This is a genomic window from Klebsiella sp. w6, assembly GCF_033100215.1.
Lineage (GTDB): Bacteria > Pseudomonadota > Gammaproteobacteria > Enterobacterales > Enterobacteriaceae > Klebsiella > Klebsiella variicola.
In genome coordinates, this window is sequence record NZ_CP136907.1 from 3342114 (window position 1) to 3365044 (window position 22931).

General features: G+C 56.7%; 25 protein-coding genes. 12 read left to right on the forward strand and 13 right to left on the reverse strand.

Features of this window, described 5'->3' with window-relative positions:
- Positions 1–65: 65 nt before the first annotated feature.
- Positions 66–704, reverse strand: a complete 639-nt coding sequence (gene ompW / locus R0140_RS16560; RefSeq protein WP_012542066.1) for an outer membrane protein OmpW — start codon at positions 702–704, stop codon at positions 66–68.
- A gap of 268 nt (positions 705–972) precedes the next feature.
- Between ompW and R0140_RS16565 the strand changes: the two genes are divergently transcribed.
- The 5 genes from R0140_RS16565 to yciA all read left to right on the forward strand — a co-directional run bounded on the left by R0140_RS16565 (position 973) and on the right by yciA (position 5702).
- Positions 973–1386, forward strand: coding sequence for a YkgJ family cysteine cluster protein (locus R0140_RS16565; protein ID WP_008807763.1), 414 nt, complete (start codon positions 973–975; stop codon positions 1384–1386).
- A 25-nt stretch (positions 1387–1411) separates the two neighbouring features.
- Entirely contained in the window at positions 1412–2155 is a 744-nt protein-coding gene (locus R0140_RS16570) for a YciC family protein (protein WP_008807762.1), read from the forward strand.
- 54 nt (positions 2156–2209) lie between these two features.
- Entirely contained in the window at positions 2210–2749 is a 540-nt protein-coding gene (locus R0140_RS16575; protein ID WP_008807761.1) for a septation protein A, read from the forward strand.
- 271 nt (positions 2750–3020) lie between these two features.
- Complete coding sequence (locus R0140_RS16580) at positions 3021–5204, forward strand: TonB-dependent siderophore receptor (RefSeq protein ID WP_032736153.1); 2184 nt, start codon at positions 3021–3023, stop codon at positions 5202–5204.
- Positions 5205–5303: 99 nt separating this feature from the next.
- Positions 5304–5702 carry an acyl-CoA thioester hydrolase YciA gene (gene yciA / locus R0140_RS16585; protein WP_008807759.1) on the forward strand — a complete coding sequence of 133 codons (399 nt, stop codon included), beginning with the start codon at positions 5304–5306 and terminating at the stop codon, positions 5700–5702.
- A 29-nt stretch (positions 5703–5731) separates the two neighbouring features.
- Here yciA and R0140_RS16590 read toward each other — a convergent pair whose 3' ends face one another.
- Positions 5732–6268, reverse strand: a complete 537-nt coding sequence (locus R0140_RS16590; RefSeq protein WP_008807758.1) for a YniB family protein — start codon at positions 6266–6268, stop codon at positions 5732–5734.
- 188 nt (positions 6269–6456) lie between these two features.
- On the opposite strand from R0140_RS16590, the gene hxpB reads away from it, so the two are divergent.
- The 4 genes from hxpB to R0140_RS16610 all read left to right on the forward strand — a co-directional run bounded on the left by hxpB (position 6457) and on the right by R0140_RS16610 (position 10245).
- On the forward strand, positions 6457–7125 hold the full coding sequence (hxpB, locus tag R0140_RS16595; RefSeq protein WP_064143948.1) for a hexitol phosphatase HxpB: 669 nt from the start codon (positions 6457–6459) through the stop codon (positions 7123–7125).
- 149 nt (positions 7126–7274) lie between these two features.
- Positions 7275–8036: a 2-dehydro-3-deoxy-D-gluconate 5-dehydrogenase KduD gene (kduD, locus tag R0140_RS16600; RefSeq protein WP_022065120.1), complete on the forward strand. Its 762-nt coding sequence runs from the start codon at positions 7275–7277 to the stop codon at positions 8034–8036.
- A gap of 91 nt (positions 8037–8127) precedes the next feature.
- Entirely contained in the window at positions 8128–8718 is a 591-nt protein-coding gene (locus tag R0140_RS16605) for a metal-dependent hydrolase (protein ID WP_002901611.1), read from the forward strand.
- A gap of 135 nt (positions 8719–8853) precedes the next feature.
- On the forward strand, positions 8854–10245 hold the full coding sequence (locus tag R0140_RS16610; RefSeq protein WP_008807755.1) for an L-cystine transporter: 1392 nt from the start codon (positions 8854–8856) through the stop codon (positions 10243–10245).
- Between the two features lie 57 nt (positions 10246–10302).
- Here the strand turns inward: R0140_RS16610 and cedA are convergent, their stop codons facing one another.
- Positions 10303–10542, reverse strand: a complete 240-nt coding sequence (gene cedA, locus R0140_RS16615; protein WP_004151919.1) for a cell division activator CedA — start codon at positions 10540–10542, stop codon at positions 10303–10305.
- A gap of 205 nt (positions 10543–10747) precedes the next feature.
- Here cedA and katE point away from each other — a divergent pair, with 205 nt between their 5' ends.
- Positions 10748–12985 carry a catalase HPII gene (katE, locus tag R0140_RS16620; RefSeq protein WP_317703865.1) on the forward strand — a complete coding sequence of 746 codons (2238 nt, stop codon included), beginning with the start codon at positions 10748–10750 and terminating at the stop codon, positions 12983–12985.
- Positions 12986–13042: 57 nt separating this feature from the next.
- Here katE and chbG read toward each other — a convergent pair whose 3' ends face one another.
- The 8 genes from chbG to osmE all read right to left on the reverse strand — a co-directional run bounded on the left by chbG (position 13043) and on the right by osmE (position 18967).
- Positions 13043–13801 (reverse strand): chitin disaccharide deacetylase, encoded by a 759-nt coding sequence (chbG, locus tag R0140_RS16625; RefSeq protein WP_012542072.1) that lies wholly within the window; start codon positions 13799–13801, stop codon positions 13043–13045.
- Between the two features lie 12 nt (positions 13802–13813).
- On the reverse strand, positions 13814–15160 hold the full coding sequence (locus R0140_RS16630) for a 6-phospho-beta-glucosidase (RefSeq protein ID WP_317703866.1): 1347 nt from the start codon (positions 15158–15160) through the stop codon (positions 13814–13816).
- A 110-nt stretch (positions 15161–15270) separates the two neighbouring features.
- Positions 15271–16095, reverse strand: a complete 825-nt coding sequence (chbR, locus tag R0140_RS16635; protein WP_012968458.1) for a transcriptional regulator ChbR — start codon at positions 16093–16095, stop codon at positions 15271–15273.
- A gap of 27 nt (positions 16096–16122) precedes the next feature.
- Positions 16123–16470 carry a PTS N,N'-diacetylchitobiose transporter subunit IIA gene (gene chbA, locus R0140_RS16640; RefSeq protein ID WP_004140356.1) on the reverse strand — a complete coding sequence of 116 codons (348 nt, stop codon included), beginning with the start codon at positions 16468–16470 and terminating at the stop codon, positions 16123–16125.
- A gap of 53 nt (positions 16471–16523) precedes the next feature.
- Complete coding sequence (gene chbC, locus R0140_RS16645) at positions 16524–17882, reverse strand: PTS N,N'-diacetylchitobiose transporter subunit IIC (RefSeq protein ID WP_008807749.1); 1359 nt, start codon at positions 17880–17882, stop codon at positions 16524–16526.
- Positions 17883–17893: 11 nt separating this feature from the next.
- Positions 17894–18010 carry a hypothetical protein gene (locus R0140_RS16650; protein WP_012542074.1) on the reverse strand — a complete coding sequence of 39 codons (117 nt, stop codon included), beginning with the start codon at positions 18008–18010 and terminating at the stop codon, positions 17894–17896.
- 19 nt (positions 18011–18029) lie between these two features.
- Positions 18030–18350 (reverse strand): PTS N,N'-diacetylchitobiose transporter subunit IIB, encoded by a 321-nt coding sequence (gene chbB / locus R0140_RS16655; RefSeq protein WP_002901547.1) that lies wholly within the window; start codon positions 18348–18350, stop codon positions 18030–18032.
- A gap of 278 nt (positions 18351–18628) precedes the next feature.
- On the reverse strand, positions 18629–18967 hold the full coding sequence (gene osmE / locus R0140_RS16660) for an osmotically-inducible lipoprotein OsmE (protein ID WP_008807747.1): 339 nt from the start codon (positions 18965–18967) through the stop codon (positions 18629–18631).
- A gap of 282 nt (positions 18968–19249) precedes the next feature.
- Between osmE and nadE the strand changes: the two genes are divergently transcribed.
- Positions 19250–20077 carry an ammonia-dependent NAD(+) synthetase gene (nadE, locus tag R0140_RS16665; protein WP_008807746.1) on the forward strand — a complete coding sequence of 276 codons (828 nt, stop codon included), beginning with the start codon at positions 19250–19252 and terminating at the stop codon, positions 20075–20077.
- Between the two features lie 98 nt (positions 20078–20175).
- Positions 20176–21039 carry an excinuclease Cho gene (gene cho / locus R0140_RS16670; protein ID WP_317703867.1) on the forward strand — a complete coding sequence of 288 codons (864 nt, stop codon included), beginning with the start codon at positions 20176–20178 and terminating at the stop codon, positions 21037–21039.
- An 88-nt stretch (positions 21040–21127) separates the two neighbouring features.
- Here cho and spy read toward each other — a convergent pair whose 3' ends face one another.
- Both spy and astE read right to left on the reverse strand, forming a co-directional pair.
- Positions 21128–21613: an ATP-independent periplasmic protein-refolding chaperone Spy gene (gene spy, locus R0140_RS16675; RefSeq protein WP_008807744.1), complete on the reverse strand. Its 486-nt coding sequence runs from the start codon at positions 21611–21613 to the stop codon at positions 21128–21130.
- A 343-nt stretch (positions 21614–21956) separates the two neighbouring features.
- Positions 21957–22922, reverse strand: a complete 966-nt coding sequence (gene astE / locus R0140_RS16680) for a succinylglutamate desuccinylase (protein ID WP_022065123.1) — start codon at positions 22920–22922, stop codon at positions 21957–21959.
- Between the last annotated feature and the right edge of the window lie 9 nt (positions 22923–22931).

Genomic DNA, 22931 nt, shown 5'->3' on the forward strand with positions numbered 1-22931 from the left:
GCTTGCGGCAGACAGGTGTGACGTGACAATGAACTGGCCATCCGTTGGCCAGTTTTCAGCAGGATTTAAAATCGATAACCCGCGGAGAACATAAACACCCACGGATCCAGACGGGTGCTGACTTTCTGGTCCACGCCGCCGGCTTTGAATTTCACATCGGTATCGATATCCATGTACCACACCGACATATTCAGCAGCCAGTCACGGTTAATCAGATAATCGAGGCCGACCTGCCCCGCCGCGCCCCAGGAGTCCTTCAGGCTCAGATCGGAAAGCCCGGCCGCCTTGCCGGTATCGTTAAAGTCTTCATTAAAGAAGGTGGTGTAGTTAATACCCGCCCCCACGTACGGGCGCACCTTGCTTTGCGCATCGCCAAAGTACCACTGCGCCATCAGGGTGGGTGGCAACTGATGGACGGTGGCGATAGTCCCGGTTGGCCCGGTGCCGACCTTATGGCGGAACGGCGTTGCCGCCAGCAGCTCCACGCCGATGTTATCGGTGGCCATATAGGTAAAGGTTAAACCCAGTTGGGTGTTGTTACTGACGTTGAAACTGCCAAGGCTGCCTAACACATTGTCAGAGCCCTCCGTCGGTCGGACGGTGGCGGTCCCGGCACGAATGAAAAATTCACCCGCTTCATGCGCCCAGACGCTGCCGGTGGAAAGCGTGCTAAGAATTAATGCCGCCGCTGCTAACTTCTTCATATCCACTTCCTCATTATGGTTTTTCAGCGCGGCCAAATATACCTATAACGAGTTACGTTTGATCTGTTTTAGATCACACTAAAACCTTAGATTTAACATTTATTGATCCAGATTAATTTTTGCTACCGATCGAAACACCCTGAATCCTTCTCACATCAATTTTCACTTTCCGTGAAAAAAATATTTCTCCCCCTCTTGCCGCCGCAAAAGCGGCTGGATAAGTTAACTGCCGACAATCTGTGTTGATGCGTTTTTTTCAGGTGTAATTATGAGTGAAATCAACCCGTGCATGACGTGCGGTGCCTGTTGTGCGTATTTTCGTGTCTCTTTCTACTGGGCGGAAGCCGACGACGCGGGTGGCCTGGTGCCTTCCGCGCTGACCGAGCCGCTGACCCCTTTCCTGCGCTGCATGAGCGGCACCAACCAGCGCCAGAGCCGCTGCGCGGCGCTGTCAGGCGACATCGGTGACGCCGTCCACTGCACTATTTATGAAAACCGTCCCTCACCGTGCCGCGAATTCGCCATGTCCGGTGAGAATGGTGAGGAAAATGACGCCTGCAACCGGGCGCGGGCGCGCTATGGCCTACCGCCATTGCGGCCTCTTTACAAAGATATACCTGCCCTGAATGGTGCAGAGAGTGCTACGAGGGAACGATTTGCGGTACAATCGCCGGCTAGTTAACACCTGCGACACTCAAGGAGAATGCATGTCTATCACGGCGAAGTCCGTCTACCGTGACACCGGGAATTTTTTTCGTAATCAGTTCATTACCATTTTGCTGATTGCGCTGTTGTGCGCGTTTATTACGGTAGTACTTGGCCATGCCTTTTCACCCAGTGACGAGCAGCTGTCGATACTCAGCGAAGGCGATAACCTCGCCGGTAGCGCCGGGCTGTTTGAGCTGGTGCAGAACATGACGCCGGAGCAGCAGCAGGTTCTGCTGCGCGCCTCGGCGGCATCAACCTTCTCGGGTCTGGTGGGCAATGCGATCCTCGCTGGCGGCGTTCTGCTGCTGATCCAGCTGGTCTCCGCCGGTCATCGCGTTAGCGCCCTGCGTGCCATCGGCGCCTCAGCCCCGGTGCTGCCGAAGCTGCTGCTGTTGATCCTCTTCACTACCTTCCTGGTGCAGATGGGGATGATGCTGGTCCTGGTGCCCGGCGTGCTGCTGGCCATCGTGCTGGCCTTTGCGCCGATCATGCTGGTGCAGGACAAAATGGGTATCCTCAGCGCCATGCGCAGCAGCATGCGTCTGGCGTGGGCCAATCTGCGGCTGGTGGCGCCGGCTATCATTGGCTGGCTGGTGGCAAAAACCCTGCTGTTACTGTTCGCTTCCAGCTTTGCTGTCCTGACGCCAAACGTCGGCGCGGTGGTCATCAATACCATCAGCAACCTGATATCCGCCCTGTTGCTGATCTATTTATTCCGCGTGTATATGCTTATCCGCAACTAATCTTAACCAGGATCGGGGTCTTCCCCGGTCCGTCCTGAAAGACGGGATCGATGTATGAAGCAGTTTCTGGATTTTTTACCGCTGGTGGTCTTCTTTGCCTTCTATAAGCTTTACGATATCTACGCCGCCACCACCGCGCTGATCGTCGCGACCGCTATCGTGCTGATCTACAGCTGGGTACGCTACCGTAAAGTCGAAAAAATGGCGCTGATCACCTTTGTGCTGGTGGCCGTCTTCGGCGGGTTAACTCTCTTCTTCCACAATGATGAGTTTATTAAATGGAAGGTGACGGTGATCTATGCCCTGTTCGCTGGCGCGCTGCTGTTCAGCCAGTGGGTGATGAAAAAGCCGTTGATCCAGCGCATGCTGGGCAAAGAGCTGGCCCTGCCGCAGCAGGTCTGGTCGCGGCTTAACCTGGCCTGGGCGGTGTTCTTTATCCTTTGCGGGCTGGCCAATATCTATATCGCCTTCTGGCTGCCGCAGAATATCTGGGTGAACTTCAAGGTCTTTGGCTTAACCGCCCTCACGCTGGTCTTTACCCTGCTGAGCGGGATCTACATCTACCGCCATATGCCGCAGGACGACCACCACTAACTCCTCCGCCGGCGCGCCATCGCGCGCCGCGCTCGCCCCCTATAATCTCACTGCGCTGGCAAACATTCCCTGCAGCCACACAACCTCAGCGCATACGCTGACAGCTTTCCGGTCACACTGTGCAGGCTCTCTTCACGATTTCTCTCAACTGCATAAAAAGTTGCGGTAATTGTGAGGATTTTATGGAGATTCATCTCGTTACATTGTAATGATAATGGTTATCATTAATATTCTCGATCTCATTTTGCATTGCTTTGAAAAGGATATTTACATGAGATCGCCGCAATATTCTGTCCCCACGACCCTGGCGCTGGTCATATCTAGTCTCCTCGCCCCTAACGCCTTTGCTGAAGAATCAGAACAAGATACCGAAACGATGATTGTGCGCAGTACGGCGGAAGAGGTGCTTAAGCAACAGCCCGGGGTGTCGATTATCACGGCAGATGATATTGCTAAGCAGCCGCCGGTCAACGATCTCTCAGACATCATCCGTAAAATGCCCGGGGTGAACTTGACCGGCAACAGCGCCAGCGGCAGTCGGGGCAACAACCGCCAGATTGATATCCGCGGCATGGGGCCGGAGAACACCCTGATCCTGATAGATGGGGTACCGGTCACGTCACGTAACGCGGTTCGCTATAGCTGGCGCGGTGAACGCGATACCCGGGGCGACAGCAACTGGGTACCTGCAGAGATGGTCGAACGGATTGAAGTTCTCCGCGGTCCGGCAGCCGCGCGCTATGGTTCCGGCGCGGCGGGCGGAGTGGTCAATATCATTACCAAACGCCCGACCAACAACTGGCACGGTTCGCTGTCTTTCTTTACCAACCAGCCGGAAAACAACAAGGAAGGCACGACCAATCGCGCTAACTTCAATCTCAGCGGCCCACTGGCCGGCGAAGCGCTGACGATGCGCCTGTATGGCAATATCAATAAAACGGAACCCGACGCCTGGGATATTAACCATGCGCAAAACGGCTCTTACGCTGCGGGGCGCGAAGGGGTACGCAATAAAGATATTAACGCCTTGCTGTCATGGAAAATGACCCCGCAACAGATCCTCGATTTCAGCTATGCCTATAGTCGTCAGGGGAATATCTATGCTGGTGATACCCAGTACAGCAACGGCAATCTTAGCCCGAACGGGCTGGTGGACTCCCTGTACGGCCACGAAACTAATCGCCTCTATCGCCAGTCCTGGGGACTGACCTACAACGGTCTATGGGATTGGGGCCAGTCCAAAGCCGGTGTTTACTACGAGAAAACCAACAATACCCGCCTGCAGGAAGGCTCCACCGGCCGCGTCGAGGGCATGATCAACAGTGAGGATTATGCCACCAGCCGTCTGGAATCCTGGCGAACTACCTCGGAATTCAATGTGCCTTTCTTCTGGCTGGCGGACCAGACGCTGACGCTGGGAATGGAATGGAACCATGATCAGCTCGACGACCCGGCATCAATGCAGGCCACTAACAGCAACGGCGAGACTATCCCTGGGACCTCGGGCGACCCTACGCAACGTAGTACCAAAAACAGCGCCACCCTCACCGGTATCTATCTGGAAGATAATATCGAAGCCGTGCCTGGCACCAACCTGATCCCCGGCATCCGCTTCGATTATCATAATCAGTTTGGCAGCAACTGGAGCCCAAGCCTCAATCTGTCTCAGGCGCTGAGCGATATGTTCACGCTGAAGGCCGGTATCGCGCGCGTGTTTAAAGCGCCTAACCTCTATCAATCCAGTGAAGGCTATTTGCTCTCCACCCGCGGCAACGGTTGTCCGAACACTATAGCTGAAGGCAGCTGCTATCTGCTGGGCAACCCTGACCTCGATCCGGAGATCAGTATTAACAAAGAGATCGGTATCGAATTCAACCTTAATGGTTACGCTGCCGGGGTTACCTGGTTCCGCAACGATTACAAAAACAAAATCGTCTCCGGAACCGAGGTGCTGGGCTATACCTCCAGCGGCAATAATATTCTGCAGTGGCAGAACGGCGGCAAAGCCGTGGTCGAGGGGCTGGAAGGAAATCTGCTGATCCCGGTGCTGAGAGATGTCCTAAGCTGGCGGACCAATGCCACCTGGATGCTCAAATCAGAAAGTAAAGAGACAGGCAATCCGCTGTCGGTGATCCCGAAATATACCATTAACACGATGCTCGACTGGCAGGTAAACGGTGCCCTGTCTGCGAATGTGAACTGGACGCTTTATGGCCGTCAGCAGCCGCGTCAGTATGCGGAAATTCGCAACGAAACCGGGACCCTTGCCACCACCGAGGTAGGTGCCTATTCCATCGTGGGGATCGGTACCCAGTATCAGCTAAACCGGGATATTCGCCTGAACGCCGGAATAAGTAATCTGTTTGATAAGCAACTGTATCGCGAAAACGCCGGCGCCTCGACCTACAATGAGCCTGGCCGCGCGTATTATGCCGGCGTTACCCTCTCCTTCTGAAGTGCCGCGCCCGCCTCTGCGGGCGCTTTCCCCTATTCTCTCCGCCCCGTTTTCATAGTAGCATCCCGCTGATCGTCTTTGACCACAACAGAGTAGAGCATGACAACTACAGATCTTGCCCCGAAGGGCGAAATGGTTTTACGCACCCTGGCGATGCCGGCGGATACCAATGCCAACGGGGATATTTTTGGCGGCTGGCTGATGTCGCAGATGGATATCGGGGGCGCCATCATGGCCAAAGAGATCGCTCAGGGTCGCGTGGTGACCGTGCGCGTGGATGGGATGACCTTTTTACGCCCGGTCGCCGTCGGCGACGTGGTGTGCTGCTACGCCCGCTGCGTGAAGCGCGGCAACACCTCGGTGACGATTAACATCGAAGTGTGGGTGAAAAAAGTCTCTTCTGAACCGATTGGCCAGCGCTATAAGGCGACGGAAGCGCTGTTTATCTACGTTGCCGTCGATAATCAGGGTAAACCGCGGGCCCTGCCGGCAGAATAAGATGGCGCCCGGCTAACCGGGCACCTGGCTTACAGAAAGCCCAGCAGCGAGAAGAAGAAGTAGCCGATAATAATCACGATCACCGGCAGCACATACAGCGGGAAATATTGCACCAGGATGGTATGGCGCGGTACCACGATCCGCTCAGCGAGCTGCTCACGGGATAACCCTTCTGCGCCTTTGGCCTGCTCGAGGATCAGCTGATCCTCAATCCCCTCGCGAAGAAATTTCGCCTGCCTCGCCATCCGCGCGCCGGAGGCCTGCAGCGCCATGCCGACAAAAACCAGAATGAAGATGATCCAGAAGCCGATGTTCAGGCTGTGGTGGAAATCCGGCAGCGGCGAGTTGTACCAGAAAAAGTTCAGGAACGGCGTGTTAAAGCGCATCATCTCAATCATGACATGCGCAAAATCCATCATTACCGCGTCAATGCCGGGTTTCTTTTCACTGTGCTCATACATAAATTTGAGCACAGAAATCAGCGTCGACAGCACGGCGGGAATAAAGATAACCCATCCCAAAATGCGTTTGATAACCGCTATGCGTCCAGCTTGTTGGTACGTCATGAGTTCCCCTTGTTAAAGACGCGTTGGTGATTCGCCTGCCGCCTGTTGCGTGGCGCAGGCGCTCCTCGCTTACCCGAATGTGTCGGGTATAAGTCTATCTTCCACGGCGAATTTCGCCCAATAACGCGCGGTATGATATACCATGAATGCCGATTCGTTTATCTGATTACGCAACAGGAGAAGGACATATGTCAGCGAAGCGCCGCATTGAGGCCGCGATTTTTGATATGGACGGGTTGCTGATTGACTCTGAGCAGCTCTGGGATCAGGCGGAGGTCGAGGTCATGGAAAGCCTGGGGGTGGATACCCGCCGCCGCGATGAACTGCCCGACCTGCTTGGTCTGCGAATCGACCTGGTGGTGGATCTGTGGTATGCGCAGCAGCCGTGGCACGGCGTCGATCGCGCAGAAGCCACCGCGCGCATTATCCGTCGCGCCATCGAGCTGGTGGAAGCCTCACGCCCGCTGCTACCGGGCGTACGCGAGGCAGTGGCCCTGTGTAAAGCTCAGGGCTTAAAGGTGGGGCTGGCCTCGGCCTCGCCGCTGGTGATGCTGGAGAAAGTGCTCAACATGTTCGAACTGCGTGACCAGTTTGATGCGCTCGCCTCCGCGGAACATCTGCCCTGGAGCAAACCGCACCCGCAGGTATACCTCAACTGCGCCGCTGCCCTGGGAGTCGACCCGCAGCGCTGCGTCGCGCTGGAGGATTCGGTCAACGGCATGATCGCCAGCAAAGCCGCGCGCATGCGCGCTATCGTGGTACCGGAAGCGGAGAACAGCCGCGACCCGCGCTTCGTGCTGGCGGACGTCAAGCTCCCGTCACTGCAGGCCCTGACTGCCGAAGCCCTGCTCGGGTAAGGACGCTGGCGGGTGACGCGATCGCTGTCACGCCGCCGGCAATAAAATCAAAACGTCGTTTCATTTTTATTGTAATTTTGTTTTCCTGCCTCTATGCTGGTCACAGGTGGCGTCATCGTACGCCTGAAGATCAGCTGACAGAGGTGAATATGGTAATGAACGCCTTCGACCTGACGGGTAAGGTCGCCATCGTGACCGGTTGCGATACCGGACTGGGACAGGGAATGACGCTGGGCCTGGCGCAGGCCGGGTGCGATATCGTCGGCATCAACCGTAAAATTCCCCATGACACGGCAGCACAGGTTCAGGCGCTGGGTCGCCGCTTTCATGCCATTCAGGCGGATCTCAGCCTTCAGGATGAGATGAGCGTGCTGGTCGACCAGGCGGTCGCGGCGATGGGTCGGGTCGATATTCTGGTCAATAACGCCGGGATTATCCGCCGCCATGATGCCCTGACCTTCACGGAAAGCGACTGGGACGCGGTGATCGATCTGAATCTAAAAGCGGTTTTCTTTCTCAGCCAGGCGGTCGCCAGGCAGTTCATTCGCCAGGGCGATGGCGGCAAAATCATTAACATCGCCTCGATGCTCTCGTTTCAGGGTGGGATCCGCGTCCCCTCCTACACCGCCTCGAAAAGCGGCGTGCTGGGTTTGACCCGTCTGCTGGCCAACGAATGGGCCGGCCAACGCATCAACGTCAACGCCATTGCGCCAGGATATATGGCCACCAATAACACCCAGGCGCTGCGCGAAGATGAAGAACGTAACCAGGCGATCCTCGAGCGCATTCCCGCCGGTCGCTGGGGAGAACCCAAAGACCTGCAGGGGCCGGTGGTGTTTCTCGCCTCGGCCGCCGCCGACTATATTAACGGCTATACCCTGGCCGTCGATGGCGGATGGCTGGCACGCTGAGAATTTGTGACAAAGAGTTACACCGTCACCTCTTCCGTACACTGTATAAAAACCCTATACTGTATGAATCGACAGTTTAGGGTGTGTTATCATGACGGCGGAAGGCCATCTCTTCTTTTCAATCGCCTGCGCAGTATTTGCCAAAAACGCAGAGTTAACGCCGGTGCTGGCGCAGGGCGACTGGTGGCATATTGTGCCCTCTGCGGTATTGACCTGCCTGCTGCCGGACATCGATCACCCTAAGTCATTTCTCGGCCAACGACTGAGCTGGATCTCAAAGCCCGTGGCGCGGGCCTTTGGCCACCGCGGCTTCACCCACAGCCTGCTGGCCGTCTTTGGCGCGCTGACGCTATTCTACCTCAAGGTGCCTGACAGCTGGATTGTCCCGGCGGACGCCCTCCAGGGCCTGGTGCTGGGCTATCTCAGCCACATCCTCGCCGATATGCTCACCCCCGCCGGGGTGCCGTTGCTGTGGCCCTGCCGCTGGCGCTTCCGGCTGCCGATCCTCGCGCCGCGCAAGGGTAACCAACTGGAGCGCGCTTTATGCATGGCGCTGTTCGTCTATGCCGTCTGGATGCCGCAGACGCTGGCGGACAACAGCGCAATACGCTGGTCTTCCGGAGTGATCAATTCCCTGCAAATCACCTTCAATCGCTTCATTAGTCATCAGAGTGGCCGATAAACCGCCGGAAAACACCATTTGGTTATAACCCATTCCATTTGAATATAAGTCCTTGATAACGCCTTCTGCTAACCTTGCCGTCATAAGAGCTGGTTATCCACCAGCCCAGGTTATAAAAATATCAGGAGAACGGGGATGAACTTTCCATTAATAGCGAACGTAGTCGTGTTCGCCGTATTACTGTTTGCGCTGGGGCAAACTCGCCATAAACAGTGGAGCCTGGCCAGGAAAGTGCTGGTTGGTCTGGCCATTGGTGTGGTCTTTGGTCTGGCGCTGCAGCTGATCTACGGGTCTGACAGCCAGGTGCTGAAGGATTCCATCCAGTGGTTCAATATCGTCGGTAATGGCTATGTCCAGCTGCTGCAAATGATTGTGATGCCGCTGGTCTTCGCCTCGATCCTGAGCGCGGTGGCCAGGCTGCATAATGCCTCTCAGCTGGGAAAAATCAGCTTCCTGAGCATCGGCACTCTGCTGTTCACCACGCTTATCGCTGCGCTGGTTGGCGTGCTGGTGACCAATATGTTCGGCCTCACCGCCGAGGGTCTGGTTCAGGGCAGCGCAGAAACAGCCCGTCTGAACGCCATCCAGAGCAACTATGTGGGAAAAGTGGCCGATCTCAGCGTGCCGCAGCTGATCCTTTCCTTTGTGCCGAAGAACCCGTTTGCTGACCTGACCGGGGCTAACCCGACCTCCATCATCAGTATCGTCATTTTCTCGGCATTCCTCGGCGTGGCAGCGCTTAAGCTGCTGAAAGAGGATGTGGAAAAAGGCCAGCGCGTGCTGACGGCCATCGATACCCTGCAGGGCTGGGTGATGAAGCTGGTTCGTCTGGTGATGCAGCTGACCCCTTACGGCGTACTGGCCCTGATGACCAAAGTGGTTGCCGGGTCGAATCTGCAGGACATCATCAAACTTGGCGGCTTCGTGGTAGCTTCGTACATTGCGCTGGGCATTATGTTTGTCGTCCACGGCCTGCTGCTGGCGATTAACGGCATCAGCCCGCTGAAGTACTTCCGTAAAGTCTGGCCGGTGATCACCTTCGCCTTCACCAGCCGCTCCAGCGCCGCGTCGATTCCGCTGAACGTGGAAGCGCAGACCCGACGCCTGGGCGTACCGGAGTCAATTGCCAGCTTCTCCGCCTCCTTTGGCGCCACCATCGGTCAGAACGGCTGCGCCGGTATCTACCCGGCCATGCTGGCAGTCATGGTCGCGCCGACCGTGGGCATTAACCCGCTGGATCCGATGTGGATTGCCACCCTCGTGGGCATCGTCACCGTCAGCTCGGCGGGCGTCGCCGGGGTGGGCGGCGGGGCCACCTTCGCCGCGCTAATCGTTCTGCCGGCGATGGGCCTGCCGGTGACCCTGGTAGCGCTGCTGATCTCCGTCGAACCGCTGATCGACATGGGGCGTACCGCGCTGAACGTTAACGGCTCAATGACCGCCGGGACCCTGACCAGCCAGTGGCTGCGCCAGACCGACAAGTCGATTTTCGATAGCGAAGAAGAGGCCGAGCTGGCGCATCGCTAAACGGTAAGCACAAAAAAACCGCTGATTATCAGCGGTTTTTTTATTTCTGCAGCAGACTCAGGCTTCAATCTCACCTTCCTGACGCACCTGGTTAGCCCAGCGCTGGGCCGACTCCGGCACGCTGAACGCTGGCGAGCGGCGAAAATGCTCCCCCATCAGCAGAAAGGCGACATACTTCCCGCGCAAAATCCAGACATCGCGAAAATGGTCCATTTTCACGGCATGTTCCGGAGGCGCAGGCTCCACGCGCGGCACGTAGCTAATGACAGGGCGATTTTGTTGGCGCAATGGTTTCATAACAAATGGATTCACTAAACAGAGCGGGAAACAGAAACCTCTATCATAGCCGATTGTGGGCCCGTTCGTCGCCCCCCTGCCGCCGATGCGCATTTTAGGATAACTCCCTGCCCCTGCGCCGAGCGCAGGCAGCGTAATGTTCTATAGTTAGAAGGGTTTTGGTTTATCAACGACCACTTTTAGCAATGAAAGCAGGAGACGAGTAATGTCTGATAAGCACCCAAACCCTCACCACCAGCAGGCACCGGTCCACGACAGCGAAGAAGCGAAACCGGGGCTCGACTCGCTGGCGCCGGATGACCAGGAGTGGCGCCCCACGCCGAAACCGACCGCCCCTGGTAGCCTGAAAGCGCCTGATACCCACAGCAGCAAACTTGACGCCCTGGAGCCGCAGCGTAAAGGCGGAGAAGACTATCCGCTGACCACCAACCAGGGCGTACGTATTGCCGACGATCAGAATTCGCTACGCGCCGGCGCCCGCGGCCCAACGCTGCTGGAAGATTTCATTCTGCGGGAGAAGATTACCCACTTTGACCATGAGCGAATTCCGGAGCGTATCGTTCATGCCCGCGGCTCTGCCGCCCACGGTTACTTCCAGCCCTACAAAAGCCTGACAGCGTTGACCAAAGCCGATTTTCTCTCGGCAGCCGATAAGATCACCCCGGTCTTTGTGCGCTTCTCCACCGTGCAGGGCGGCGCGGGGTCGGCGGACACCGTCCGCGATATTCGCGGCTTCGCTACCAAGTTTTACACTGACGAAGGGATTTTTGACCTGGTCGGCAACAACACACCGGTCTTCTTCATCCAGGACGCGATAAAGTTCCCCGATTTTGTCCACGCCGTGAAGCCTGAGCCCCACTGGGCCATCCCGCAGGGACAGAGCGCCCACGATACTTTCTGGGACTATGTCTCCCTGCAACCGGAAACGCTGCACAATGTGATGTGGGCGATGTCGGATCGCGGCATCCCGCGCAGCTATCGCACCATGGAAGGCTTTGGGATCCACACTTTCCGTCTGATCAACGCCGAGGGCAAAGCCACCTTCGTTCGCTTCCACTGGAAACCCGTCGCCGGCAAGGCGTCGCTGGTGTGGGATGAAGCGCAGAAGCTGACCGGTCGCGACCCCGATTTTCATCGCCGCGACCTGTGGGAGGCCATCGAAGCCGGGGACTACCCGGAATTTGAGCTTGGCCTGCAGCTCATCCCCGAGGAGAACGAGTTTGATTTTGACTTCGATCTGCTCGATCCCACCAAGCTGATCCCCGAGGCGCTGGTGCCGGTCTTACGGGTTGGCAAGATGGTCCTCAACCGCAATCCGGACAACTTCTTTGCCGAAAACGAACAGGCGGCCTTTCATCCCGGGCATATCGTACCGGGCATTGATTTCAGCAACGATCCGCTGCTGCAGGGGCGCCTCTTCTCTTACACCGACACGCAAATTAGCCGCCTGGGTGGGCCGAACTTCCATGAAATCCCCATCAACCGTCCAACCTGCCCGTATCACAATTTCCAGCGCGACGGGATGCACCGGATGGACATTGACACCAATCCGGCCAACTATGAGCCCAACTCCATTAACGACAACTGGCCGCGCGAGACGCCGCCAGCGGCCAAACGCGGCGGCTTTGAGTCCCTCGCCGAGCGCGTCGACGGCGAAAAAATCCGCCAGCGCAGCCCTTCGTTCGGCGAATATTACGCCCAGCCGCGTCTGTTCTGGCTGAGCCAGACGCCGATTGAGCAGCAGCATATTATCGATGGTTTCAGCTTTGAACTCAGCAAAGTGGTCCGCACCTGGATCCGCGAGCGGGTGGTCGATCATCTGGCCCACATTGATACTAAGCTGGCGGAAGCGGTCGGGGCGAACTTAGGTATCGAACTGAGCGACGATCAGCGTAACATTACCCTGCCTTCCCCGGTCAACGGCGTGGAGAAAGACCCCAGCCTCAGCCTCTACGCCGACGCCGAAGGGGATGTGAAAGGCCGTGTAGTGGCCGTCCTGCTCAACGAACGCACCTCGGCGCAGGATCTGGTCCATCTCCTGCAGGCGCTGCAGGCCCAGGGCGTGCACAGCAAGCTGCTCTACTCGCGGATGGGCGAAGTCATCGCCGACGATGGCTCTCCCCTGCCGATCGCCGGCACCTTCGCCGGTTCCCCATCGCTGACGGTGGATGCGGTAGTGGTGCCTGGCGGCGACCTCAGCGCCCTGAGCCAGAGCGGCGACGCGCGCTATTACCTGCTGGAAGCCTATAAGCATCTGAAGCCGATCCTGCTGGCAGGGGATGCGCGACAGCTGACGTCCGTTCTGCAGGTCCCAGCCCAGGGTGAAGAGGGGGTCATCGTCACCGATGCTCTCGACACGCCAGCGGCGGACACACTGCTCGCCCTGATGACGGCGCATCGCGTGTGGTCGAGAAGTCCAAAAATCGCCGCTATTCCGGCGTAGTAAAAAGCCCGGCACACGGTGCCGGGCTTGATTCACTTTCCCTTTCCCCCATCGGGCTTACACGTCGCGGTAGGTTCCCAGACGATAACCCCGGTCGGCTACCGCCGCTTTCAGCGCGGCAGACGTCAGCACATCAAGCTCACCCAGCCGCGGGTAGCAGTAGGCGCTGCCCATAATGGTCTGATCGACAAAAGCCGGATGACACATCACCTCCAGGGAACGCTCCCCGCGGGCGATTGAGGCATCCAGCGTCTGCAGAAACAGTTCCTCAGAGACAGCTTCGCCGTAAAACTCGCTGCTGAAGCCTGCGCTGCTGCGCGCCGCCTGTTGATCGAGCCCACTCTGCGCCGCCACCTGGCGGTCAATACGTAACGCGATACCCTTCTCGCGGGCAAAGGCCGCCACGATGGGATAGATCGGGGCGATCATATGCACATGGTGGTGGCTGTCGAGATGCGTCGGCTCATGACCGAAGAGATCGACAAAACGACGGTACTGACACGCCAGCTCGTGGGCGATCTCCTCCAGCGGCAGGCGACCTTCTTCTGCCTGCTGCCAGATCCATTTGCCCAGCCGGCCTTCGCGGGTTAATCCCGGCATGGCCGACAGCGGCTCGCCCAGCGTCAGCACAAAGTGCATGCCGACCGCCAGCTCCGGGGTACTGCGGCTTAGCTGGGCGGCGTGGTCAATGGCCGCGCCGTTGACCAGCGCCGTGGTCGATGTCACCACGCCGTTGCGGCAGGCCTCGATAATGCCGTAGTTCTGCCCTTTACTGAGGCCGAAGTCGTCGGCATTGACGATCAATACGCGTTCCATTGGCCGCTCCTGTTAAGATTTCAGTTTTTCGATAGTCGCCGCAAAGTTCGGCAGCCATTTTTCATGCGCCAGAATCATCTCCCGCGCCAGCTGCTCGGCGTCACGATCGGAATGGATCAGCGGGCTTAAGTTCAGCGCCAGCAGCACGTCATTCAACTCGCCGCTGATCGCCGCCTGGCTGGCCGCCACTTCGAACCCCTTGATGGTGTAGATAAGCCCCAGTACCTTCTCATCGAAATGGGTGATGCGCGGCGTCGGCTTCGCGCCGTCGCGACCTAAGGTGCAGCTCATCTCGACCGCCCAGTCCGCCGGGATATTATCCACGTGGCCATGATGCGGGATATTCACATAGTGCTCAGTCTGCTTGTCGTTATAGATAGCATTGATCACTTCGCAAGCGGCATCGGAGTAATAGGCGCCGCCGCGCTGCTCCAGCTCCTTCGGCTTAACCTTGAGATCTGGATTTTTATATAGCTCGAACAGCTGTTTCTCCACCTTCTGCACCACCTGGGCGCGCGCGCCGCCCTTATAGTACTCGCCCATCTCAATCGCCAGCATCTCTTTTGGCTTAAAGTAGTAGAGCAGATAGGAGCATGGGATCAGGCGCAGGGAGCGGATCAGCCCCTCGCTAAACGGCAGGTCGAAAATATTTTTCACCGAGTTCGCGGTCAGACGGCCAGAGGCCACGCCGTCCAGCAGTTCATCGAAGCGCGAGACGCCGTTAACCAGCACGTCGTGGACGAACACCAGATGATTCAGACCGAACAGGTCGATATTCAGCTCATCGCTCGGGCTGAGCTGCAGCACGTCGGTGATGAACATCTTCATGCCGATAGGAATGTTGCACACGCCGATAAAGCGTTTGAAACTGGTGTGGCGATAGACCGCCTCGGTGACCATGCCCGCCGGGTTGGTGAAGTTGATGATCCACGCGTCCGGGCAAATCTCCTGCACATCTTTTACGATATCGAAAATCACCGGGATGGTGCGCAGCCCTTTAAACAGCCCACCCGCCCCGTTGGTCTCCTGGCCCAGGTAGCCGTGGCTCAGCGGAATACGCTCATCTTTTTCACGCGCCTTCAGCTGGCCCACGCGCAGCTGGGTGGTGACAAAATCCGCGCCCTGCAGCGCCGCACGGCGATCCAGCGTTTTATAGACCTTCATCGGCACGCCGACTTTTTCCACCATCCGCTCGCACAGCGCATGGATAATATCGAGCTTCTCCTGGCCCTCTTCCACATCCACCAGCCACAGTTCAGTGACCGGCAGTTCATGGTAACGTTTCAGAAAGCCTTCCAGTAATTCCGGGGTATAGCTGCTGCCGCCGCCAATAGTGACTACTTTTAATTTCTGGCTCATCTTTTTCTCCCTTGGGCGCTACGCCTGGACGCAGGCCGCTCTCCGCAACAATGCGGACAGTTAATTTGAATGATTTACGGTATAAACCTGGCGGCTAAAACCGCGCGGGTTTAATTAATACTGGTCAAATGTTTGCGATAACTGCTCGGCGTAAACGACGTCAGTTTTTTAAAGGTTTTAATAAACAGGCTCGGACTACTGTACCCGGATTCATACGCAATATCCGTCACCGAATAGTTGGTAATTTCCAGCTGCTTTTTGGCAAAGTTAATACGGATATCATTAATTATCTGCATCGGCGTTTTACCATAATAGCGCTGGGTCGCCCGGGTTAAATATTCCTGCGTTTTTCCCGAGAGACGAACCATATTCTCGAGCGCGCCCTCACCGAATTTCAGCTTATCGTGCATGGCCTCAACGGTATTTTTTAGCCATTGCGGAATAACATCGGCAACCGGCTCTTCGCGATAGTGGCGTAAACGGTTAATGACATAAAAGGAAACCAGCTCGATAAATTCGTCAAATTCCGTTTCGCGAAAATTGAGTGAGGCGATGACCGACTCAACGTAGCCGAGAAAAGCGCTCTGCACGGCGTAAACCTGTGAGGCCACCAGGCCAAACGGCAGCAGCGGCAGATAATGTTTCTCAAAGAAGCGTCTGCTGATGCCGACGTTAAGGATGCGCGTCGCCCCAAATTCGTAAAAGCTCTGGTGGTGCGACCCCATCGGGATAAAGACGAAATCCCCGCGCTCCAGCAGCACCCGTTTGCCATTGATCTCCTGGTAATAGCGCCCGGTTAATACCACGGTAAATTCGTAGTAATCATGCTGGTGAAGCCCGCTCACGCTTTCCGTTTTGTTATAGATGACCACATGAAAGTTCTTCCCGTTGAACAGCTGTTGTTCTCTGGCGGTACTGATCTCGGTGGTCATCATCCTGGGCTGCCTCATCGTCGCGATGGCCTATTGTACCTTCTCGTGCAGCTCAATCAATTCGGCGACCAGCTCACGGGCCAGCATCGAGGTCATCAGATGGTCCTGAGCATGCACCAGCACCAGGCTGACCTTCATTTTTCCTTCGCCTTCATCGCTTTCGATAAGCTGGGTCTGCACGCGATGCGCCTCGCTCAGCGCCTGGCGCGACTGCTCCATCATCGCTTTCGCCGCGGCAAAATCGCCCTGCTTCGCCTGCTTCAGCGCGCCATAGGCCAGGCTGCGGGCCTGTCCGGAGTTGATAATCAACCCCATCACCACCTCTTCGAGGTCATTTTCTGGGGTTTCTACCGCGTCGATGTTGTCCAGATCAAACATAATATTTCCCTCATTTATCAGGCGGTACGGGGCACTGCCCGTACCGCGCGGTATCAGAATTTCAGTGCGTTAGCGATGTCTTCTTCGCTCTCTTCCTGCTCGATGACGGTCTGCGCTTTATTCGACAGCACCACAAACGGCAGGTAGACCAGAGTCGCGACGCCAAGGTTGAACAGGGCTACCAGCAGGGCGGCCACGCTGCCGTTACTGTTAAAGAACGCTCCCAGACCGGTCGGCATGGTCCACGGCGCCAGGTTGGTCACCGGAGGGATAATCCCCAGGCTATAAGCCGCCAGCGTAATGGCTGCCAGAATCGGCTGGACCAGCACGAAGGGGATAAACATCACCGGGTTCATAATGATCGGCAGACCAAACAGAATCGGTTCGTTAATCTGGAAGATGCCTGACGGCAGTGCCAGCTTCGCCACCTGACGATGGTCAGCGCGACGGGAAGCGATAAAGATGGCGATAATCAGACCCAACGTTGCCCCGGAGCCACCCAGCAGGATATAGGAGTCGAGCATCGGCTTGGCCCAGAAGTGGAACTGTTTGCCTGCTTCGATAGCCGCATCAACCGAGCCGTACTGGTTGTACAGCGCGATGTTTTCCAGCGCCCACGGGGTCATGATGCCGTTATCCAGCGCCGTCAGCGCCAGGGAACCGTGCACACCGAAGAACCACAGCAGGGAGTTAAAGATAACGTATGCCCAGCCGACCACGCTGCCCATCGCCGCCAGCGGCGTGGAGATCGAGTCCATGATGATCTGGTGGAAGTTGCTGCCGTAGCTCGACAGGGCCCACGAGATAATGCCGAAGATAGAGAGGATCAAGAAGCCCGGGATCAGCGCGGAGAAAGAGCGCGATACTGACCCTGGCACGCTGTCCGGCAGTCTGATCACCCAGTTACGACGGATCACGAAGGTGAACAGTTCCGCGACCACCAGACCGATAATCATCCCGGAGATGATGTTCTGCCCGCCCAGCCAGTTGGCGCCCACCGCATAGGCTTCGCCCACGCTATAAGGGGTCACGGTCATGAAGGCCGCCACAGCCAGCAGGCCCGCGGCCATCGGGTCGACTTTGCGCTCTTCCGCCAGCGCGGAGCCGATAAAGAACGGCGCCATCAGCGACATAATGCCGAGGGTACCGTTATAGACGTTCCCGCCGATAGCCTTAAAGCCGTTTAAGGTTTCAATGGTGGAGGCATCCAGTCGAATGCCCATAGAATAAAAGAAAGAGCCTTCGCCGAAGCTCAGAAAAACGTTGTTAATTAATACAAACATGGCCCCGGCGAGGGTCAACGGCATTAACTTAATAAATCCGTTTTTAATCGCATTAATATGCGGCTGCTTTCCTATTTTCACTGCAAAAGGAAGGAGTACCTTTTCAAGCGAGTCGATCACTTTACTCATAGTCAATACCCTTAAAAGCCGCAATAAACTATTACGGCGATGATGTATGAAATTACTCTTTGACGGGAAAATAAACTCTTTATTTTTTGACGTCCGGCAACAGGGTGCCGCCAGGCGTCAAAATACATCGAGTTTTAAAAGTTAAAATTATTGTGCTGCAGCTTTCTTAATGGCCGCGACGGCGGCTTTCAATACACCTAAACCATCCACCTTGCCATACAGAAGAGAATCGATGACTTCTACCGGTTTATTCGGCAGCAGGCGCTGAATTTCCGGTAACATATACGCAATTTGTGGTCCTAATAATACCACGTCGGCTTCCGGTCCCTTTTCACCTGCCAGGGTTTCGGGATAGGCTTCAATAATGACCGGGACTTCGTATTTTTCTGCCTGCGCGCGCATTTTGGAGACCAGCAGTGATGTAGACATGCCTGCCGAGCAGAAGAGATAAATGTGTTTCTTTTCCATGAACGCTTCCTCAATGTGTGAGACCAGGGCCTTCAGCAACCGCTGAGAGCCGGTAAGACTGGTAACATCCGGTTAATTCTGTTTATGGGTTGAGTATACGGCAAGCTGAGCCGCCAGGATAATTCGCTGTTGAACAGAATTGTCTCTCATTGACCTCTGGTTTTGACTACCCTCACATTTTCACCCAAATAATTCGCGCAATTAAATAAGCATCAGTACTCACAAAAAAGCCCGACCAGTGGTCGGGCTTACGTAGGGCTCAGTAAACAGTAGGAAGCTTACTTGGCGTTGCGCGGGTCAGTATCATACTCGGCGCAGGTCTGGTAGCCGGAGTTAATCACATGGCCAGTGTCGTCGAGGGCCACAAAGTAGGTCTCTACTTTACCATCCCGTTGACCGAGGATGTAGGTCTGGCAGGTGCCGCGGGCATGAACCATGGTCACTTCCGTTGAAGGTTTGCCAGCGATCTGCATCACCTGCTGACGCGACATCCCTTTCTTCACATCTTTCACCACCGGCTGGGTAAACTGGTCTTTGGTACGATCGTAAGCGGTACAGCCCGCCAGTAAGGTTAACGCGACGGTGACGCCCAGTATTCCTGCTAAGCTTTTGTTCATTTTGGTTCCTCTCTTCTACTGTGTAACGATAAGCCTGGAATAAATAGTGTTATTTTTCAAGCCGAACAGCGAAATCATGTCTGATTGTGTTATTGCGTAAACAGGATTGACGCGCCGCTGCCGACCGGCGGTTTCTCCCGCGCAGTGGCATCTATAATGAAATCCTATGTCATTGATTGCCTTCTTTTCCGGCAGTCAAAACCCCGGTCCTTGTCGTTTCAGCGGCAAAGAGGTAGCTTTAAGCCAACAGCTTGCCAAACAGATTCACTTTCGGAGGGCGCGATGACGCTACAACAAGAGATTATTCAGGCGCTGGGCGCAAAGCCGCAGATTGATGTCGCCGGCGAGATCCGCCGCAGCGTCGATTTCCTGAAGTCCTACCTGCAGACCTACCCGTTTATTAAATCGCTGGTGCTGGGTATCAGCGGCGGCCAGGACTCCACCCTGACGGGGAAACTGTGCCAGATGGCGATTAATGAACTGCGTGCCGAAACGGGCGACAGCAGCCTGCAGTTTATTGCCGTTCGGTTGCCCTATGGCGTGCAGGCGGATGAGCAGGACTGCCAGGACGCCATCGCCTTTATCCAGCCTGACCGGGTGCTGACGGTGAATATCAAAGCCTCGGTACTGGCCAGTGAACAGGCGCTCCGCGAAGCGGGGATCGAACTGAGCGACTTTGTTCGCGGTAACGAAAAAGCCCGTGAGCGGATGAAGGCCCAGTACAGCATCGCCGGAATGACCAAAGGGGTGGTGGTCGGCACCGACCATGCGGCGGAAGCGATTACCGGCTTCTTCACCAAATATGGCGACGGCGGCACCGACATCAACCCAATTTTCCGCCTGAACAAACGTCAGGGCAAACAGCTGCTGGCCCATCTCGGCTGCCCGGAACATCTGTATAAGAAGCTGCCGACCGCCGACCTGGAAGACGATCGCCCCTCCCTGCCGGATGAAGTGGCCCTGGGTGTCACCTACGAGAACATCGACGATTATCTGGAAGGCAAAACGCTGGATCCCAGTATCGCCAAAACGATCGAAGGCTGGTATCTGAAAACCGAACACAAGCGTCGGCCACCGATCACCGTCTTTGACGATTTCTGGAAAAAATAGTCCCTCCCCGCCCCGGCCCGCGCCGGGGTTATTTTTTGCGCTTTTCGCCGCAAAAACCGCCTGCTATACTGGATAGATAGACAGTATCAGGAGTTATTGTGGCCAGAAAGCAATCTGCCCCGCGTCTGGAGTTTGAAGCGGCGGCGATCTATGAATATCCCGAACATCTTCGCCCGTGGCTGGAGGCGCTGCCAAAGCTGCCGGGCGTCTATCAGTTTCACGGCGACAGCGACACAATGCCGCTCTATATCGGTAAGAGCGTCAACCTTCGCAGCCGTGTGTTATCTCACCTGCGCACGCCCGAAGAGGCCGCGATGCTGCGTCAGTCGCGGCGTATCACCTGGCAGCGCACCGCAGGCGAGCTGGGAGCGCTGCTGCTGGAGGCGCGGCTGATTAAAGAGCAGCAGCCGCTGTTTAACAAGCGGCTACGGCGTAACAAGCAGCTCTGCGCCTGGCGACTTGCGGACCACCGGCCGCAAATTGTCTATGCCCGCGAGGTTGATTTCTCGCACCAGCAGCATCTCTATGGCCTGTTCGCCAACCGGCGGGCGGCGCTGCAGATGCTGCAGAGCCTTGCCGACGAACAGCGCCTCTGTTATGGCCTGCTTGGTCTGGAACCGCTCAGCCGCGGCCGCGCCTGCTTTCGCTCCGCGCTGGGCCGCTGCGCCGGCGCCTGCTGTGGAAAGGAGAGCGTGGAGGCGCACAGAGATCGCCTGCTGGCGCAGATGAGTAAACTGCAGCTGGTGTGCTGGCCGTGGGCGGGACCGGTGGCGCTGGAGGAGCGCGGCCCGGATATGACGCAGTATCACTTCATTCATAACTGGCTGTGGCTGGGCGCCGTCGACTCGCTCGACCAGGCCGCGGAGTTGACCCGTCTGCCCGCCGGATTCGACCAGGATGGTTACAAGATCCTCTGTAAGCCTTTGCTCAGCGGTCACTATCCGCTGCACCCGCTTGGCTGAGAAACCACCAATAAAAAAACCGCCGGCCCTGCCCAACGCCTGATGGCATTATTGGGCAAGACCGGCGGTCTTGATTCAGTTCGCTACATTATTCAGCAGGTGCAGGCATTTTACCTGCCGGCGCGTTGCGTTCTGTCAGATGCTTCTCAAAATTAGCATTGAACTGTTTTTTCTGCTCTGGAGTCAGAATGTTGTAGATCTTGTTCTGCGTTTCCAGGCGGGACAGCGCCATCGCTTTATGCTGCGCTTCCATCTTATCGATCTGCGCTTCCGCTTTCGCCTTATCGAAGGTGTCGCTGGCGATCAAATCGTGCATCGCGCGGCGTTCGTCGAGGGACGGACGCTTCATGTTCTCACGCTGGCTCTTCATGATGTCGCGGATCTGTTGCTTCTGCGCATCGGTCAGGTTCAGGCCTTTAAACATCATGTCATGCTGACCCGGGCCGCCTTTATGATGCATCATCATCGGCTTGCTGTCGCTCGGCGCGGTGGTGGTATCGGCGGCGTGTGCCAGGTTAGCCGCGCCCAGAGCCAGAGTAGAGGCAACAAACAGTGCAGTGAGTTTCTTCATCATTCAATCCTTACTTTACGTTATTCTTACGGCGCGTTGCCGTGTTGACGAGATTAACTTTACGACGTTAATCGTCAATTAGTCAGAGCAAGAGTAAAACAATGAAAGTGTAAAAAACAGTTTCTCGCCAATTATGGAGAAAATAAGGAATTTAGCCGAAGAATTGCAATAAAAAATAAATAACCCACTGTTTTGCAGAGAAATTATGGAGAGTATAAAGGAGGGGAGATTAAAAACAAAGCATTTTACCAGGAATAATCTGCAAATTTACACTGGCGCACGAAAAAATAAGATGGTGAAAAAAGACGCGCGAAATAAAGCAGGCCGCCCGGCGGACGGCTTGCCCTCAGGATAATTTCTCCAGCATCAGGCCGGCGCGCAGTCCCTTCGCCACCGTCGGATTGGGAAACAGGACATACTCCGGCTCAGGCCCCACCACATACCGCGTCTCGCCCTCCTCCGCCAGCAGCGTGCCGGGTTCGAAGGGGGTGAAGTTCAGCGTCTGATCCGCCATATGCAAGTGGAAATCATCGCTATGGCGGGTGATCTGTTGTACCACCCGGTAGCGCAGCGGCGCCGGGGCGTCGGCAATGGCCAGATCCCCCACCAGCAGCCGGGAAAGCGCGCCTTCGGCGGCGGCAAACTGCGTCAGATCGTTTTCACCCAACGGCAGCGCTTTGCCCAGCTCAAGGGTGCAGGCCAGCGCCGCGAACCGTTCGCAGCTGAAGTGGGTAAAGGTCCCGCCTGGCTGACGATGAAACACCAGCGCCTCCAGCCCGGCGCCGCCCAGCCAGTGAAGAAAATCCTCCTCCCACGGCGTATCGCGGGCCGGGAGCACGCCGAAGCGCGGATGTAGCGACCCGCGGATCGCGGTATGCAGATCGAGGTGCCAACGAGGACCATCGTGGTCGCGATAGAAGCGGGCCACCGCCTGCTCCAGCCGCTGCGCCCGCTGCGTCTCCTCACTGAGCGGAAACTGCCGCCAGCGCTCGCCAAACATCCGGTTCATATCACTGTGCAGATAGCGCTTATTCGCCCGCAGCGCCGGTGGGTTGCCAACGATCACCAGCAACCGCCAGCGCAGCGGGAGTGCCTCCCGGACCAGTCGCTGCACCAGGTGGTCGACTATCTCCACCGGTGCCGTTTCGTTGCCATGAATGGCGCAGGAGAGTACCAGCCCGCGCTCGCAGCGCGCATGCGGCGTCAGCTCGAGGATCCCCTCACCCAACCAGTGCCAGCGAAAGTGCGCCGTCTCGCCGTGAAAATGGTGGGGCAAACGCCCCGCCAGGGTTAATGCCAGAAAATGTTCCACCGCGCCCCC